Origin of the sequence: Nitrosospira lacus (assembly GCF_000355765.4) — a bacterium.
GTDB classification, from domain to species: domain Bacteria; phylum Pseudomonadota; class Gammaproteobacteria; order Burkholderiales; family Nitrosomonadaceae; genus Nitrosospira; species Nitrosospira lacus.
In genome coordinates, this window is sequence record NZ_CP021106.3 from 543,209 (window position 1) to 559,536 (window position 16,328).

Annotated in this window: 18 protein-coding genes; 3 read left to right on the forward strand and 15 right to left on the reverse strand. The window is 53.9% G+C overall.

The window, feature by feature from the left end; all coding sequences use genetic code 11:
- Nucleotide 1 precedes the first annotated feature (1 nt).
- From alaS to EBAPG3_RS02480, 5 genes are all read right to left on the reverse strand, one after another.
- A complete protein-coding gene (gene alaS, locus EBAPG3_RS15345; RefSeq protein ID WP_173844498.1) occupies nucleotides 2–2,917 on the reverse strand; it encodes an alanine--tRNA ligase in 2,916 nt (971 codons plus the stop codon).
- A 31-nt stretch (nucleotides 2,918–2,948) separates the two neighbouring features.
- Nucleotides 2,949–3,296 carry a hypothetical protein gene (locus tag EBAPG3_RS02465; RefSeq protein WP_004175619.1) on the reverse strand — a complete coding sequence of 116 codons (348 nt, stop codon included), beginning with the start codon at nucleotides 3,294–3,296 and terminating at the stop codon, nucleotides 2,949–2,951.
- Nucleotides 3,293–3,757: a recombination regulator RecX gene (gene recX, locus EBAPG3_RS02470; protein WP_004175620.1), complete on the reverse strand. Its 465-nt coding sequence runs from the start codon at nucleotides 3,755–3,757 to the stop codon at nucleotides 3,293–3,295. Before recX ends, EBAPG3_RS02465 begins: the two co-directional genes overlap by 4 nt.
- Before the next feature lie 32 nt (nucleotides 3,758–3,789).
- Entirely contained in the window at nucleotides 3,790–4,809 is a 1,020-nt protein-coding gene (gene recA, locus EBAPG3_RS02475) for a recombinase RecA (RefSeq protein ID WP_004175621.1), read from the reverse strand.
- A 189-nt stretch (nucleotides 4,810–4,998) separates the two neighbouring features.
- Nucleotides 4,999–5,232, reverse strand: coding sequence for a hypothetical protein (locus tag EBAPG3_RS02480; protein WP_151898848.1), 234 nt, complete (start codon nucleotides 5,230–5,232; stop codon nucleotides 4,999–5,001).
- Between the two features lie 321 nt (nucleotides 5,233–5,553).
- Here EBAPG3_RS02480 and EBAPG3_RS02490 point away from each other — a divergent pair, with 321 nt between their 5' ends.
- On the forward strand, nucleotides 5,554–6,192 hold the full coding sequence (locus EBAPG3_RS02490; RefSeq protein ID WP_004175624.1) for a YqhA family protein: 639 nt from the start codon (nucleotides 5,554–5,556) through the stop codon (nucleotides 6,190–6,192).
- A gap of 14 nt (nucleotides 6,193–6,206) precedes the next feature.
- Here the strand turns inward: EBAPG3_RS02490 and EBAPG3_RS02495 are convergent, their stop codons facing one another.
- The 7 genes from EBAPG3_RS02495 to EBAPG3_RS02525 form a co-directional block, all read right to left on the reverse strand.
- Nucleotides 6,207–6,716 carry a CinA family protein gene (locus EBAPG3_RS02495; RefSeq protein ID WP_004175625.1) on the reverse strand — a complete coding sequence of 170 codons (510 nt, stop codon included), beginning with the start codon at nucleotides 6,714–6,716 and terminating at the stop codon, nucleotides 6,207–6,209.
- A 24-nt stretch (nucleotides 6,717–6,740) separates the two neighbouring features.
- Complete coding sequence (locus EBAPG3_RS02500; RefSeq protein ID WP_004175627.1) at nucleotides 6,741–7,244, reverse strand: phosphatidylglycerophosphatase A family protein; 504 nt, start codon at nucleotides 7,242–7,244, stop codon at nucleotides 6,741–6,743.
- On the reverse strand, nucleotides 7,225–8,196 hold the full coding sequence (thiL, locus tag EBAPG3_RS02505; RefSeq protein ID WP_004175628.1) for a thiamine-phosphate kinase: 972 nt from the start codon (nucleotides 8,194–8,196) through the stop codon (nucleotides 7,225–7,227). Before thiL ends, EBAPG3_RS02500 begins: the two co-directional genes overlap by 20 nt.
- A gap of 112 nt (nucleotides 8,197–8,308) precedes the next feature.
- Nucleotides 8,309–8,818, reverse strand: a complete 510-nt coding sequence (gene nusB / locus EBAPG3_RS02510) for a transcription antitermination factor NusB (protein ID WP_004175629.1) — start codon at nucleotides 8,816–8,818, stop codon at nucleotides 8,309–8,311.
- 10 nt (nucleotides 8,819–8,828) lie between these two features.
- Nucleotides 8,829–9,311, reverse strand: a complete 483-nt coding sequence (ribH, locus tag EBAPG3_RS02515; RefSeq protein WP_004175630.1) for a 6,7-dimethyl-8-ribityllumazine synthase — start codon at nucleotides 9,309–9,311, stop codon at nucleotides 8,829–8,831.
- A gap of 40 nt (nucleotides 9,312–9,351) precedes the next feature.
- Complete coding sequence (gene ribBA / locus EBAPG3_RS02520) at nucleotides 9,352–10,473, reverse strand: bifunctional 3,4-dihydroxy-2-butanone-4-phosphate synthase/GTP cyclohydrolase II (RefSeq protein WP_004175631.1); 1,122 nt, start codon at nucleotides 10,471–10,473, stop codon at nucleotides 9,352–9,354.
- A 136-nt stretch (nucleotides 10,474–10,609) separates the two neighbouring features.
- Entirely contained in the window at nucleotides 10,610–11,203 is a 594-nt protein-coding gene (locus EBAPG3_RS02525; RefSeq protein ID WP_040851534.1) for a riboflavin synthase, read from the reverse strand.
- 176 nt (nucleotides 11,204–11,379) lie between these two features.
- Here EBAPG3_RS02525 and EBAPG3_RS02530 point away from each other — a divergent pair, with 176 nt between their 5' ends.
- Together EBAPG3_RS02530 and EBAPG3_RS02535 are read left to right on the forward strand one after the other, a co-directional pair.
- Nucleotides 11,380–12,645: an ATP-binding protein gene (locus EBAPG3_RS02530; protein ID WP_004175633.1), complete on the forward strand. Its 1,266-nt coding sequence runs from the start codon at nucleotides 11,380–11,382 to the stop codon at nucleotides 12,643–12,645.
- Nucleotides 12,642–13,211, forward strand: a complete 570-nt coding sequence (locus tag EBAPG3_RS02535) for a response regulator transcription factor (protein ID WP_051048940.1) — start codon at nucleotides 12,642–12,644, stop codon at nucleotides 13,209–13,211. The genes EBAPG3_RS02530 and EBAPG3_RS02535 overlap by 4 nt, the downstream gene beginning before the upstream one ends.
- Nucleotides 13,212–13,226: 15 nt before the next feature.
- On the opposite strand, the gene ribD is transcribed toward EBAPG3_RS02535, so the two are convergent.
- The 3 genes from ribD to glyA all read right to left on the reverse strand — a co-directional run bounded on the left by ribD (nucleotide 13,227) and on the right by glyA (nucleotide 16,282).
- Entirely contained in the window at nucleotides 13,227–14,324 is a 1,098-nt protein-coding gene (ribD, locus tag EBAPG3_RS02540) for a bifunctional diaminohydroxyphosphoribosylaminopyrimidine deaminase/5-amino-6-(5-phosphoribosylamino)uracil reductase RibD (protein WP_418304116.1), read from the reverse strand.
- Between the two features lie 226 nt (nucleotides 14,325–14,550).
- Entirely contained in the window at nucleotides 14,551–15,030 is a 480-nt protein-coding gene (nrdR, locus tag EBAPG3_RS02545) for a transcriptional regulator NrdR (protein WP_004175636.1), read from the reverse strand.
- 1 nt (nucleotide 15,031) lies between these two features.
- Nucleotides 15,032–16,282 (reverse strand): serine hydroxymethyltransferase, encoded by a 1,251-nt coding sequence (glyA, locus tag EBAPG3_RS02550; protein ID WP_004175637.1) that lies wholly within the window; start codon nucleotides 16,280–16,282, stop codon nucleotides 15,032–15,034.
- Between the last annotated feature and the right edge of the window lie 46 nt (nucleotides 16,283–16,328).

A 16,328-nucleotide genomic window follows, 5' to 3' on the forward strand; every position in this document is an offset into this window, starting at 1 on the left:
GCTACAGCCGTTGTTCAACCCACCCGGCCACGCTCTCCAGTGCGGCAGGCAGGTTATCCGGCTGCGTTCCACCTGCCTGGGCCATGTCGGCGCGCCCGCCGCCTTTGCCGCCGACCTGCAAGGCAACAAAATTAATCAGTTCACCCGCCTTGACCTTCGTCGTGAGATCGGCGCTGACGCCCGCGATCAGCTTGACCGTTTCCGCATCTATAGCGGCCAGCACGACGACACAGGATTTGAATTTATCCTTGAGCTTGTCCAGCGTTTCGCGCAGAGCCCTCGAATCCACATCTTCAAGACAGACCGCCAGGACTTTTGCGCCTTTCACCTCCCGCGCCTGCCCGGCGAGATCATCGCCCTGCGAACTGGCAAGTTTCGATTTCATGCGTGCAAGTTCTTTTTCCAGCTGTTTTACATTATCGAGAATCTGGGTAATACGAGCGGCGGCTTCCCGCGGCTGCACCTTCACTGCATCCGCCACCTGCTGCAATTGCGATTCCTGCTGCTGGATATACGCCAATGCGCCCTCTCCGGTTACCGCTTCCACGCGCCGCACCCCGGCCGCCACGCCGCTCTCGGCAACGATCTTGAATAATCCGATGTCACCCGTGCGCTTGACGTGTGTGCCGCCGCACAACTCACGCGAGGAACCAATATCCAGCACACGCACTTCGTCGCCATATTTCTCACCGAACAGCATCATCGCACCAGTTTTCTTCGCATCCTCTATCGCCATCATGCGCGCCCCGGTTGCCGCGTTGGTCAGTATTTCCGCATTGACCAGAACTTCGACCTTGCGAATTTCATCATCCGTCATGGGCTGATTATGCGCAAAATCGAAACGCGTTTTATCGGCATCCACCAGCGAGCCTTTTTGCTGCACATGGGCACCCAGTACCTCGCGCAACGCCTTGTGCATAAGATGGGTGACGGAATGATTACGCTCGGTGCGTGCCCGCGCCTCCGGATTAACCTTTGCCAGCACCTTGTCGCCGATCACCAGCCGCCCGCTGCGCAACAGCCCCTTGTGGCCAAAGACATCCGACTGAATTTTTTGTGTATCCAATACGGCGAAGGTGCCATTGGCAGCAAGCAACTCGCCGCAATCCCCTATTTGCCCACCGGATTCAGCATAAAACGGCGTTTGATCAAGTACGATCACCGCCTCATCACCCGCCTCGATAAAGTCGACCAGGCTGCCTTGCTTGTAAATGGCAAGAACTTGACCTTCATTTCTAAGGCTTTCGTAGCCATGAAACTCCGTCGACGGTCCGTTGTATCTGATGCCGTCTTCCATCGTGAATTTATTGGTTAGCCTCGCTTGATCTTTTTGCTTTGTCATTGCGATATCGAAACGAGCAATATCGACACCAACTCCATGTTCACGGCATACGTCTTGAGTAAGATCAAGCGGAAAACCGTAGGTATCATGCAGCTTGAATGCAACATCTCCTGAAAGAATTCTAAAAGGTTTTAACTCTGATTCATGAACAAGAAATTCTTTATGGGGAAAGTCACTTCCTGCAAGAAGTGAGCTGAATCGAGCTGGTATGTCGGGACCTACATAAACCACATATATTTGTTCGTATTCTATGACGCCGTTCTTAAAGGCATAGATGGAATTGTATATACGATCATATGAGCTGCTATCTTCTGCACCTAAAACAACCTCAACGGGTATTTCCTTGCCACTGTCATTAACTAAACCACCATCAAAGGCATAATTCGTTCCGACGAGATCAACGTAACTCAAACAATACCCGGTTTTTTCCGCTAGCCAGCGCAATACGAAACTTTCCTCAGATGTTGCATAGTGAAGAATTCGCATGCCGCTATCGATAGTTGTTAAGAAACGCTCTTCCTCCTGCTTCAGTACCGCCGCTACGCGAGTTTTGGCTTCGACCAATTCGGGATAGGCGGAGCCCATCACTTTCGCCAGATCGTCCACCAGCAAGTAAAAGAACGGCTGGTTCTGCCCCAGCCTATAGCCATGGCGAATGGCACGGCGGATGATGCGCCGGAGCACATAGCCGCGCCCCTCATTGCCGGGAATCACGCCATCAACGATGAGAAAGGAACAGGCACGTATGTGGTCTGCAATGACTTTGAGAGAATTGCTGGACAAATCAGTCGTGTTCGTAGCTCGCGCCGCCGCTTGGATCAGATCCTGAAACAAATCGATTTCATAATTGCTGTGAACCTGCTGCATTACCGCGGATATACGCTCCAGCCCCATGCCGGTATCCACGGATGGCTTAGGCAGCGGATGCAGCGTACCAGCGCTGTCCCGGTTGTATTGCATGAACACCAGATTCCAGATTTCGACATAGCGATCGCCATCCGCTTCCGGCGTACCGGGCGGGCCACCCGCAATCTCCGGACCGTGATCGTAAAAAATTTCGGAACACGGGCCGCAGGGACCGGTATCGCCCATCTGCCAGAAATTATCCGTGGTGGCGATACGCGTGAAGCGCGACGAGGCAATTCCCACCTCGTTGAGCCAGATATCGGCAGCCTCGTCATCCTCGGCATACACCGTGACCCATAATTTTTCCTGCGGCACCTTGAGGGTAACCGTAAGAAATTCCCATGCAAACTTGATGGCGTTGCGCTTGAAATAATCGCCGAAGCTGAAATTGCCCAGCATCTCAAAGAAGGTATGGTGCCGCGCCGTGTAGCCGACGTTCTCCAGATCGTTATGTTTGCCGCCCGCCCGTACGCAGCGCTGCGAACTCGCCGCGCGCACATAGGACCGCTTATCCTGGCCGAGAAATACATCCTTGAACTGCACCATGCCCGCGTTGGTGAACAATAGCGTTGGATCGTTCGCGGGAACGAGGGGGCTCGACGCGACCACCGTGTGGCCGTGCGACGCAAAGAATTCGAGAAATTTTTGTCTTATTTCGCTGCTTTTCATACCGGCTTCACTGAACATATAGGCGTAGCGGCTAACGCCGCGATATCTCCGTTACCGTCATTCCCAGCGATTCGCCATTGATAATGGCAATATTCGCCACCTTCACCTTGACGGTGATTTTTTCATTCATCCTGGGCAGATCGGCTTCCGTCAGGATAGTAATTTCTCCGCTATCGTCCTTCAATACGTAGGCTTTTGTATTAAATAGCGGAATGCGCGTAAGGCCTTTTGCGACGCCCTGCAGCGTGACTTCCTTGCCATCAAAATTGGCGGGGGAGGTATTGATTTCGTTAATAGGCGTCGCGTTGATGGCGCCGCAACTCACGGCCAGAATCCCTATGACAACCGCCATTACAATCTGAACAAGGCAATTCCTCATGCTTCTTCCTTGTCAGCATGGCGCAACACCTGACGTATCGCTTCCGCCGTAAATCCCCGCCCCATGAGGAAACGCATTTGTCTGCCAAGTTCTTTCGCATTGGCGGGCATCGCACCAAACTTTTTCCGCCATACTTCGCGCGCGGTTTCCTGCTCGGTTTCCCTGAGATTGGGCAACGCCGCGGCGATTAAATTCTCCGCGATGCCCTTTTCACGCAATTCATGAACGATCCGTTGACTGCCAAACTTGCTTTTACGCATGTGTATCACCTGCTCCACCATGCGCACGGCTGACAAAAAGCCGCGTTGTTCAAGCGTGTCCAGCAAGGAAGAAAGTTCTTCGGAAGTTTGAGCATGAGGCGCGAGCTTTCTTTCCAGCTCGAGCCGGGAGTGCTCCCGCCGCGCCAGATAGCCCAAGGCTCGGGTTTTCAGGTTCGGCTCGATACGCCGCGGCAATTTCACGACAGCATCATGACGATATCATGACAGCACAATTATTCCGCGTCGACAGTTTCGGCCTGACTGGCGACGCCCACGGCTGCGCGGATCTTCGATTCGATTTCCATCGCCACATCGTGGTGCTCTTTCAGATATTCGCGGGCATTGTCCTTGCCCTGGCCTATTTTGTCTCCCTTATAGGCATACCAGGCGCCGGATTTCTCGATCAGCTTGTGTTGTACGCCCAGTTCGACGATTTCACCTTCGCGCGAAATCCCCTCGCCGTAGAGTATATCGAATTCGGCCTGCTTGAATGGCGGCGCAACCTTGTTCTTGACCACCTTGACGCGCGTTTCGCTGCCGATCACCTCATCGCCTTTTTTGATGGAACCGGTCCGGCGTATGTCGAGACGCACCGATGCGTAGAATTTCAATGCGTTGCCGCCGGTGGTCGTTTCCGGGCTGCCGAACATGACGCCGATTTTCATGCGGATCTGGTTGATAAAAATCACCATGGTATTGCTGCGCTTGATGTTGGCGGTAAGCTTGCGCAACGCCTGTGACATTAATCTCGCTTGCAAGCCCATTTGGGGCTCGCCCATCTCACCTTCGATTTCCGCCTTGGGCGTCAGGGCGGCGACCGAATCCACCACCACCACATCAACCGAGCCCGATCGTACCAGCATATCGGCGATTTCCAACGCTTGCTCACCGTTGTCGGGTTGAGATATCAATAATTCCTGCACATTGACGCCAATCTTTTGCGCGTATTGCGGGTCCAGGGCGTGTTCCGCATCGATGAATGCCGCAGTGCCCCCCATTTTCTGCATTTCCGCGATGACTTGCAGGGTAAGGGTGGTTTTACCGGATGACTCCGGTCCGTAGATTTCAATGACCCGTCCTCGCGGCAGGCCTCCCACGCCCAAGGCAATATCGAGCCCCAGTGAACCGGTGGAAATTACCTGGATGTCCTTGGCAACATCGCTGGCGCCCAAACGCATGATCGAGCCTTTGCCGAACTGTTTCTCGATCTGGGAAAGCGCTGCCGCCAGCGCTTTGCTTCTGTTTTCGTCCATAGTTTTCCTTTTATGAGTGGGTCGGATTATCGCATATGTGCCTTGGCGCGGGAAGGCGAAGGCGGGATGACAACGTGTCCGCAATGGGCTGGTGGAAGCGCAATTTTTTATTTGCTCCTATCGCAGCATCGCGATAGCTGGCAACAGAACCATGTATCCAATGTAAGACAGAGAATCGATGCTAATTTTCTAAGGCAAAATATATGTGTTGAAATAACGCTCCGCCCTGGATGGATCAAGCTTGCGCTCCCGACGGGCATGAACGGCCTGGGTGTATTGTTTAAGATGAGTGTAAGCCACCCGCGCGCTATACCACGCAGCCGCGTTTGCCGGATCATGCTTTACTTCCTGCTGAGCGAGTTTTAACAATACCTGCCACTCCCCTTTCTTCTCCAGCACCATGGTACGGTTAAGCCAATCCAAACCAGTTGTCGTCGTTATCGTCCGAACAGACGGTGTCCGTGTCGATAATTCGTCGATCCAACTCCACCGGTAACGCAAATGTGAAGTTTTGACGGTCTAAAGACTGGAGGGAGAGGAGCCCTATCAGCCGCCCTCGATCATCGACCAGCGCTCCGCTGCTGGAACCTGGAGAGACAGCGACGGAGATGAGCGGTCAACTACCGGATTCAGGTTAAATAAGCATCGTAGCGCATTGGCCGGGCTTATGTGCACCAGCAACCGTAATCGCGCGCAATAAAAAGTGTAAAATGCCGGATTATTTACCGAAAACCGCGGAACCATATGGAAATCAAGGAAATTAACAACGAACCCGCCAATTATCCCAGGCGCAAACCGATCCAGCCGCTGGCATATTTCATCTTCACCACACGCTGGTTGCAACTGCCGCTGTATCTTGGACTGATTCTTGCCCAATGCGTGTACGTGTACCACTTCTGGGTTGAATTGACCGATCTGATTGGCGCCGTCATGGGTAACCAAGCTGCGTTACAGCATATTCTGGATGCGGTGGCCATTGAAGGCGCGGCCAGGCCTACCAAGATCAGTGAAACCACCATTATGCTGGTCGTGCTGGGTTTGATCGACGTGGTGATGATTTCCAATCTGCTCATTATGGTGATTATCGGCGGCTATGAAACATTCGTGTCGCGCATGAATCTGGAGGGCCATCCCGATCAACCGGAGTGGCTGTCGCATGTCAATGCATCGGTGCTAAAGGTCAAACTCGCCACTGCCATTATTGGCATTTCATCTATCCACTTGCTCAAGACCTTTATCAATGCCAATTCGTACGATGAAAAAACCATCATCGCCCAAACCGGAATCCATGTTGTTTTCCTGCTTTCGGCTATTGCAATTGCTTACAGTGACCGCCTCATGTCCGGTACGAGCGCACACAGCGAGGCCCAGGAATCCCACTGAACGATAGCGCATCTTCAAGCAGTCATCGGCGGGATACCTTGCAGCAGATCCATTACTCCTTGCAGCGCCACCGCCACCGCCTCTCGTCTTATTGACTCACGGCTACCGCTAAAATAGCGCATTTCGGTACGAGCAAGGCCATCTTTCATCAGCCAGGCAAAACATACCGTCCCGACGGGTTTTTCCGCCGTACCGCCATCAGGACCCGCAATGCCGGTAACGGAAACCGCTACCTGCGCATGGCTATGCGTAATGGCGCCTTCGGCCATTTCGTATGCGATCTCCCTGGATATCGCGCCGTTTTGTTCGAGTGTCTTGCCGCTCACCCCCAGCATTTCTCGCTTCGAGATATCCGTGTAGGTGATAAAACCGCGTTCGTACCAGGCGGAACTTCCAGCAATGGACGTGATGATTTGCCCCAGCCATCCGCCGGTGCAGGATTCCGCACTGGCAAGCATCAATCCCTGCCCGGCGAGCGCTACTCCAACTTGCCCGGCAAGATCCTTCAGCATCAGATCATCCATGGTTTTCTCCTGAAATTCTTACGCCTATATTACAAATGCTTTCCACGCCGCCAAACACAATAGCGTGAAAAATGCGGCCAGCATGTCGTCGAACATTGCACCGAAACCACCATGCAATTTGTTGTCGTAATATCGGATCGGCGGTGGCTTGATGATATCGAACAAACGAAACAGCAGAAACGCAAATGCCTGCCATATCAAACTATTGGGCGTAAACACCAGCACCAGCAGGAAAGCCACGACCTCATCCCAGACCATGCCGCCATGGTCATCGTCACCAAGCGCCTTGCCGGTGACGCTGCAAGCCCAGATACCGATGATGAACAGCGCAATAATCAGCAGCAGAAATTCAACGGGATCGAGAAAGTAATCAAGCAGCCAGAATAATGGGAATGCAGCAAGTGTCCCCGCGGTGCCGGGCGCAACCGGGCTCAAGCCCGCGCCACCACCGAATGCGATGAAATGTGCCGGATGACGCTGTACAAACACTTTATCCGGATGGAGGGGTTCAGACGTGGAAATGGTCATATCCCTTGGTCTCCAACGTTATGGTGTTACCTGCGGCATCCAGCACGACCAGACCTCCTCCTTCGCGGATTCTGCCGATGCGGGTCAACGGAATCTCCTGTTCGAGAGAGAGCGTTTCGATTGTTTTGCGCCTGGCTCTGGGCGCCGTAAAACAAAGCTCATAGTCGTCTCCACCGGCCAGCAGGCATTCAATCGCCAGCGGCTGGGGAAGATGCCGTTTCATGGACGCCGAACAGCGTATGTCACCCATTTTGACGACAGCTGCCACCTTCGAACATTTGAGGATATGTCCCAGATCCGCCAGCAACCCATCGGAAATATCGATGGCGCTTGCGGCGAGACCGATCAACCGCTGCCCCAATCCGACCCGTGCCGCCGGGGTATGCAGCGCAGGCAGACACTCCATAATCTCGCCGGGTTCGAGCACGATGCGCCGTTGTTCATGAGCCAGGGCCAGGGCGGCATCACCCAGATGGCCAGATATCCAGATATCATCGCCCGGCCTGGCGCCGCTTCGGCGCAATGCTTTTCCTTTTGCCACTTCGCCCAGAATTGTTACGCTGATAGTAAGGGGGCCGCATGTCGTATCTCCACCAACGAGGTCCACTTGATGCGCATGAGCGAGCCCAAAAAAGCCGTCAGCGAATGCTTCCAGCCATTTTTCATCGGTACGCACCATGGGTTCCGGCAGCGCCAAGGAGAGTGTGGCCCATCGAGGCCTGGCACCCATCGCAGCCATGTCAGAAAGATTCACGGCAAGGGATTTGTAGCCCAGCTTGCGTGGATCGGCATCGGCAAAAAAATGCCGGCCGGCGACCAGCATGTCTGTGGAAACCGCCACTTCCATTCCCCTTGCCGGCTTGATCAGTGCCGCGTCATCTCCCACACCCAATACCGCACCGGGTGCCGGACGGCTAAAATAGCAGCGGATAATGTCGAATTCAGAGAGCATTTTGTACTACGCGGATGGTCAACCTAATCCGGTAGTCGGGCAGGGTGGAGTATCCGGTTTTTGTAAACCATGGCCCAGCTTAAAAATGAGCGGTCAACTGCCGGGTTCAGGCTCATGCTTTCGCATTGATCTCAATCGCTCTCAGTTTCGCCGCCAATTTATCCAGCACGCCGTTCACGTATTTATGTCCATCGGTGCCGCCATAGGTTTTGGCTAATTCCACGGCCTCATTGATGACCGCTCGATAAGGCATTTCGGGGTGGCTGGCAAGTTCGTGGGTACTCAGTAGCAGAATGGCAACCTCCACTGGACTGAGCTCCTTGAATGGCCGGTCGAGATGAGGCTGAATTTCCTTCTCCAGCTCGGAAACGTTCGCCAGCACGCCTCGCAACAGAATGGAAAGATATTCCTCGTCCGTCCTGGGAAACTCGTTGGTTTCGCGGAGCTGCGCTTCAATGGCCTGAACGGTTCCGCCCGCCACCCGCCATTGGTAAAGTCCCTGCAAGGCCAGTTCGCGGGATCTGCGGCGCCGGGTTTTGCGGACCGGTTTGACCGCCCGACTGCCTGCTGCCTGTTTTAATGGCGGAGTTGACGATTCGCTCGCCGGTTTAATCTGCGTCATTGGGTCGATTTCACTGGGTCACATCGTCGAGTTCTTGCAGCAGATTGGCCATCTCCAGCGCTACATGCGCAGCCTCGACACCTTTCTGACTCATGCGCGCCAATGCCTGATCGTCGGTATCGGCAGTAAGTATGCCATTGGCGACAGGAATGCCGGTGTCAAGCTGCACCGCGGCTACACCGTTGGCCGATTGATTGGCTACTACCTCGAAATGATAGGTGTCTCCGCGTATCACCGCGCCTAATGCCACCAGTGCATCAAACTGGTCGGTTAAAGCCATTTTTTGCAGCGCGAGGGGAATTTCCAATGCACCGGGAACCGTTACCAGCAACATACTTGACTCCTGCACACCCCGTTTCATAAGTTCTGCGGTGCAGGCTCCCAGCAACCCCTCGCTCACGTCCGTATTAAAACGGCTCATAACGATGCCGATACGCAGCTCCGCGCCATCAAGATTGGGTTCAACTTCAAGAATATTGTCATACCTTGCCATGTGTACTCCTGTTACAAAATTGAATCGCAAACAAAGATCTTCAGTAAAGCCGTTGTTTCTGGTTTTTGTCCTCCGGTTCCAGGTATCCCGTTACTTCCAGACCGAAACCCGCCATGCTTGGCATTTTACGGGGAATGGCCAGCAGCCGCATCTTGCCGACATTAAGATCTTTCAGGATCTGCGCGCCGATACCATAATCGCGCAGATCTGCCCTGGCAATAGCCTTAGGCCTGGATTTCGCCGGCATGACACGCTCCATCAACTCCGCCGGGCTTTCCCTGCGGTGGAGCAACACGATCACGCCGCACGCCGCTCCCGCGATTATACGGAGGGTGTCGTTCACATTCCAGGAATGGGTTTCATCATTTATGTCGAGCAGATCAATGACGGAAAGGGGTTCATGCACCCGCACGAGAGTTTCGGTGGCAGGATCAATTTTTCCCTTCACCAGCGCCAGATGGGTGGCGTTGATCGTCTTGTCGAGATAAGCAACGAGCCGGAACTCACCATGAATTGTCTGGATGGAACGCTCGGCCATGCGTTTCACCAGGCTTTCGGTGCGGCTGCGATAATGTATAAGATCCGCTATTGCACCGATTTTGAGTTGATGCTTCGTGGCAAATCCGATCAAATCCGGCAGACGCGCCATGCTGCCGTCTTCCGTCAGGATTTCGCAAATTACCGATGCGGGAGCGAGTCCCGCCAGGTTTGCCAAATCGCAACCGGCTTCGGTATGGCCCGCACGTACCAGTACACCTCCATTTTGCGCCATCAGCGGAAAAATGTGCCCGGGCTGGATAATGTCTTCTGGTTTCGTGTCCCGGTTTACCGCTGCCTGAACGGTACGGGCGCGGTCGGCGGCAGAGATGCCGGTGGTGACGCCGCTTGCCGCTTCGATGGAAACTGTAAAATTGGTGCCCAGCGGCGAACGATTTGTGGACACCATCAGGGGCAGGTTGAGCTGCCTGCAGCGCTCTTCGGTCAACGTCAGGCAAATCAGCCCGCGTCCATGCGTGGCCATGAAGTTGATTGCCGCCGGCGTGACGAAATCCGCCGCCAGTACCAGATCACCTTCATTTTCCCGGTTTTCCTCATCCACGAGGATTACCATTTTGCCATTCTTGATTTCGGCAATTATTTCCTGGGTTGAACTGATAATCATGTCAAATTTTGATCGTTATCCGAAATCCGGAAGTGTAGCGAACTCACCAAGCAGGTGAAGATCGAGTGATGAAAAAAGTCATTGTGGATTTATAATTCCGAACCGAAAAATGAGCAGTCAACTGCCAAATCCAAGGTTATTGGCGACCGTCCATCAATCGTTCCACATACCGCGCCAGCATATCCACTTCCAGGTTTACCTTTGCGCCGGCTTCCAGCGCGTTCAGCGTAGTGACGGCCAGTGTATGCGGAATAAGATTAACCTCAAACACATCTCCGGCTATCGCATTTACCGTCAAGCTTACGCCATTCACCGTAATTGAACCCTTTTTAGCGATATATTTTAATAATGAAACCGGTGCCCTGATCGCCAGCAGATAACTTTCCCCGTCGGGTTGAAATGTTGCTACCTCGCCGATATCATCCACATGACCACTTACCAAATGACCGCCCAGCCTGTCGGACAGGCGCATGGCTTTTTCGAGATTGACGCTGCTGCCCTGCTTATCCAAGCCCACGGTACAACTCAAAGTCTCCCGCGAGACGTCCACGGAGAACATGTCATCCGTCAGAGCGCTGACGGTGAGGCACACTCCGTTGATGGCGATGCTGTCTCCTGTATTGACGTCGCGTAAATCCAGCGTGCCGGGCACGATGTCCAGGCGCAGGCCGCCCTCCAGGGATGTGATGCGCCTTAGTTCGCCGACTGCCTGGACAATTCCTGTAAACATCAAACCCCTTCCGCTTTCCAATACAATAAGCGCTTATTGTATGCGTGTATTGATCTGGCAGACCGCCAGGGTAAGAGAGCATGCGGCAATTTGCCGCATAGTCGCGGGTTGTAATATACGCTAATGTTCCGGATTAGATAACTTGTAGGGAAATAAAGCACGGATGGGCAAGAAAAATGTTCAGTGATCTCAGTCAGTCGCCACTGAGCAAGAATTTGCAACGCTTGTTTCTGCTGCGGAATATCGTGATTGCCGCTCAGTGCCTGACCTTCGCCCTGGCGTACTGGGTGCTTGAGATGCAATTGCCATGGACAGAAATGGTCACGGTCGCAGCGCTGCTCGCTTTGCTGAATCTGGCAACGTGGTTTCGTCTCCGTCGTAACTGGCCGGTATCGAGCGTCGAATTTTTTGCTCAACTTTTAATTGACGTTTTCGCGTTAAGCGCCTTGCTGTATTTCAGCGGTGGTTCCACAAACCCGTTTATTTCACTTTATCTATTGCCGCTGACGATTGCCGCCGCGGCATTACCTTGGGCCTATACGTGGCTAATGGCCGCGATCACGATAAGCTGCTATACACTGCTGCTGTTTTATTATGTGCCGTTACCGCATGATCACGAAGAGCATATCAGTGAGTTTAACCTGCATGTTTCGGGTATGTGGCTGGCCTTCGTGCTCAGCACTGTATTAATCGCCTGGTTCGTTGTCAAGATGGGCATATCGATCCGCGAGCGCGACAAGGATCTGGCATTGGCGCGCGAACAGGCGTTACGCAACGAACAAATTATTGCGCTTGGAACACTGGCCGCGGGTGCGGCGCATGAACTCGGGACGCCACTGGCGACGATGGCGATCGTAACAGGAGAACTGCAAAACGACTATAAGGAAAATAGCGAATTTCAGAAAAGTATCAGGATATTGCGTGACCAGATCACGCATTGCAAACATACGCTGACGCAATTGCTGGCCGATGCCGGACAGGCACGCGCCGAAGATGGCAGCGGTGAGGCGGCGGATTATTTCCTGCGCCAGGTATTGGAGAAATGGCAATTGATGCGACCCTCGGTAAAATTTACTTATCATGGAAAGGGGGTGCAACCTGCCCCGCAAATTTTGAATACCCAATTATTGAGCCAGTCCATTTTGAATTTGCTGAATAACGCGGCCGATGCTTCATTAAAACATATTGAGATAGAAGCCAATTGGAATGATCATGAATTGCAGCTTGAAATCCTTGATTACGGCGAGGGGCTTATCGGCGAGGCCGCTCAGCGTGCGGGTGAGGCTTTCTTTACCAGCAAAGCGCCAGGGCAAGGTTTCGGGATTGGCTTATTCCTGGCAAATGCGAATATCGAGCGCTTTGGAGGCAGCGTCCGTTTGACCAATCGCGAAGGCGGCGCCTGTACCAAAGTTATATTACCTCTGATACGGCAATCAACATGACCGATATGACACCCCTCCCGGCAATGGAAGCCGATGATCATCCGACTTTGCTTATTGTCGATGATGATGCCACTTTTTGTGGCGTGCTCGCTGGCGCCATGGCAAAACGGGGCTTCGACGTAACGTGTGCACACACGGTGGAGCAGGCGCTGGAATGCGCCGAGGCTTGCACGCCTGAATATGCGGTTATCGATCTCAGGCTGCCGGGTACTTCCGGGTTAACCTTGGTTGAAAAATTAAAAGCGCTTGATCCCGGAACCCGGATTGTCATGTTGACGGGTTATGCCAGCATCGCTACAGCCGTAGAAGCGATCAAACTCGGCGCCACGCACTATCTTGCGAAACCCGTTGACGTCGATGAAATCATGCTTGCGTTTGAACGCACCTCGGGTGATGCGGATGTGCCGATCAGCGCACATCCGTTGTCGGTAAACCGGCTTGAATGGGAGTATATACAGCGCGTATTAACTGAAAACAAGGGGAATGTTTCCGTTACGGCAAGAGCACTCAACATGCACCGCCGCACGCTGCAACGCAAGCTTACCAAAAATCCCGCGAAAACGTGATCCTGGCGGCTTAGATTATGGGATACGGGCGATGACGCGAATATCCGGTCCCACCATGCGCAAGTCGTGAATCGTGAGCGCGCGCTTGTCCGCGAGATCCGTTAATTCCGGCAGTTGCAGCATGCCCCGCGCCACGTCGCCGATCAGGCACGGTGCGAAATAAATCACCAGCTCATCCACCAAACCCGCGCTGATGAGTGCACCACTCAATTTGCTGCCCGCCTCAACCATCACTTCATTGATCTCAAAATCCGCGAGTGTCTGCATCATTTTCACGAGATCGACATTCTCATTTTTGTCCGGCATTACAATGGAATGGGCGCCCACATCACGCAATGCAGTAATTTTTCCCTCGCTGGCGGCAGCGGCAAATACCAGCTCGCCCTCGCCGCGTAACGCCTTGGCGTCTAGGGGAATCTCCAGGCGGCTATCCACGACCACGCGCAAAGGTTGCCTGAATGTTTCCACGTGGCGTACGATAAGCTGCGGATCGTCCGCCAGTATGGTGCCGATGCCGGTCATGATGGCGCAAGAGCGAGCACGAAACCGGTGACCATCGCGTCTTGCTGCCTCGCTTGTAATCCACTGGCTGCTACCGTTACCGAGTGCCGTCTTGCCATCGAGGCTCGCCGCAATTTTCACCCGGACCCACGGGCGCTTGCGCGTATGACGCGCGACAAAACCGATATTGAGCGCTTTGGCTTCCGCTTCCATCAACCCTGTTTGCACTTCTATTCCGGCCTGCTCCAATAACGCGCTACCCCTACCGGCTACCAGGGGATTCGGGTCTGTCATGGCGGTGACTACTTTAGCGATCCCAGCTTTGATAAGCGCTTCAGCGCAGGGCGGGGTGCGCCCGTGGTGACTGCACGGTTCCAGTGTGACATAAGCGGTCGCCCCTTGCGCGGCTGTCCCGGCAGCAACCAGAGCATTTATCTCGGCGTGCGGCTCGCCGGCACGCTCATGCCAGCCACTGCCCACTATACGGCCATCGCGCACTATCACGCACCCCACGCGGGGATTAGGGCTCGTGCCATACAATCCCTTTTCGGCAAGTTGCAGCGCTTGGGACATATGGGCATGATCGGCCGGCGCGAACATATGAGGCCTCATAACTCCAGATTGCCAGTAATCCGGCGAAAAAATACCAGGAATTTCATTATTGCGGACCCGCTCGGGAATCCGGTCCAAGCTAGCGGTGGCGTACCTTGAACGTCACCGGGATGCCGGCTTTCACCGCCATGACATTGGGTATGGTTTGCGCGGACCATGATGTCTTTTGCGGGGGTATGCTTATTACATTACGCCGGTGAAAACACGAATGCGAGCGAGTTTGCAATCAGGGTTTTTTTATTTCTCTTTTTCGCTGCGGTCTCTGCGCTTCCTTGATCGCGCTATGGAAATCATCGGCATCCTGAAAACTTCGATAAACCGAGGCAAAGCGGATATAGGCGACCTTGTCCAGTTTGTAGAGTTCCTGCATCACCATTTCACCGATCTTGCGTGAAGGTACTTCGCGTTCGCCCAGGCTCAAGAGCTTTTGTACGATACGATCCATCGCGGCATCCACATACTCGGTAGGAACCGGACGCTTATGCAGAGCGCGCATGAAGCCCGTAAGCAGTTTATCGCGATTGAACTCGGAGCGATTGCCGTCCTGCTTTACCACTTGGGGCAAACGCAATTCCACCGTTTCATACGTAGTAAAACGCTTGTCGCATGTGAGGCAACGGCGGCGGCGGCGTATTCTGTTGCCTTCCTCGCTGACGCGGGAGTCGATCACGCTCGTATCGTCCGCATTGCAGAAGGGACATTTCATCCTAACCGTTATAAACCGGGAATTTTGCGCACAGCGCCTTTGCCTGGTGCGCCACTTGCGAGAGGACCGCTATGTCGGTGGGCGCATCCAGCACATCAGCGATCAGATTTGCCAGTTGTTCCGCCTCAATTTCCTTGAACCCCCGTGTGGTTATTGCGGGGGAACCGATACGGATGCCGCTGGTGACGAAGGGTTTCTGCGGATCGTTGGGTATGGCGTTCTTGTTGACGGTTATGTGCGCCATTTCCAGGGATTCCGCGGCCTGTTTGCCGGTAAGATCCTTGGCACGAAGATCCACCAGAAACATATGGCAGTCGGTACGCCCGGACACAATGCGCAGACCGCGTTCCTGCAATACCTTTGCCATTACGCGGGCATTGTCGATCACCTGTTCCTGATAATCCTTGAACTCTTTGGTAGCGGCCTCTTTGAAAGCCACCGCCTTGGCGGCGATGACATGCATCAGCGGACCGCCCTGGGTTTGCGGAAAAATCGCCGAATTGAGCGCCTTTTCGTGCTCCGGCTTCGCCATGATGATGCCGCCACGCGGCCCGCGCAACGTCTTGTGGGTAGTGCTTGTGACAAAATCGGCGATACCGACGGGGTTGGGATAGAATCCAGCGGCCACCAATCCGGCGTAATGCGCCATATCCACGAACAAATAGGCACCCACTTCATCGGCGATCTTGCGAAAACGCTTCCAGTCTATGACAAGGGCGTAAGCGGAAGCGCCGGCGACGATCATTTTGGGTTTGTGTTCGCGCGCCAGACGCGCCACCTCATCATAATCAAGCTCCTCGGTTTCCGGTTTAAGCCCATAGGAAACCGCGTTGAAAATCTTGCCGCTGAGATTGACCGAAGCCCCATGAGTCAAATGGCCGCCATGGGCGAGCGACATGCCGAGAAGCGTATCGCCAGGCTTCAGGGCGGTTAAATATACCGCAGCGTTGGCCTGGGAGCCGGAATGCGGCTGGACATTGACATACTCGGCATCAAACAGCGCTTTCAGCCGATCGATCGCAAGCTGCTCCACGATGTCGACATATTCGCAGCCCCCATAATAGCGCTTGCCGGGATAACCCTCGGCGTATTTGTTGGTGAGTACCGACCCCTGTGCCTGCATTACCGCCGGGCTTGCGTAATTTTCGGATGCGATCAACTCGATATATTCTTCCTGGCGTCGTACTTCGCCCTTGATCGCTTTCCATACTTCGGGGTCAACATTTTCCAGGGTCAGGCTCGGGGACAACATGGCGGTTTATCCTCTGAATAATAGTCAATAAATTGTGCATTCTACC